This is a genomic window from Delftia sp. K82 (assembly GCF_002193035.1).
GTDB classification, from domain to species: domain Bacteria; phylum Pseudomonadota; class Gammaproteobacteria; order Burkholderiales; family Burkholderiaceae_C; genus Comamonas; species Comamonas acidovorans.
This window is the reverse complement of record NZ_MYFL01000003.1, coordinates 251,997-252,209: the sequence shown is the minus strand read 5'-3', so window position 1 is coordinate 252,209 and position 213 is coordinate 251,997. Positions and strand designations below refer to the sequence as shown.

1 protein-coding gene is annotated in these 213 nt (G+C 58.7%); it reads right to left on the bottom strand.

Features of this window, described 5'->3' with window-relative positions; genetic code table 11:
• Positions 1–141 (bottom strand): hypothetical protein (locus KDK82_RS33235; protein WP_256974539.1); only part of this gene is annotated, 141 nt, incomplete at its 3' end.
• Positions 142–213: the final 72 nt, after the last annotated feature.

Sequence of the window (213 nt, the reverse complement as noted above, 5' to 3'; positions counted from 1 at the left end):
GCCCACGGCGCTGGTCACGACGTAGTGCTCGCTCTCGAAATATTCATCGTGCTTGTCGAATTTGCCCGCCACCGGAGTCAACGCGCGGACGATGTCCTGCGCGACCGAAGGCTTCTCAGCAATCACCAGGGTCTTTGTCATTGTGTGTACTCGTCATTCCCCGCAGGACCTGCATGTCGCAGCCTGCGCTTCTACAATCCATGGCTCACGCGT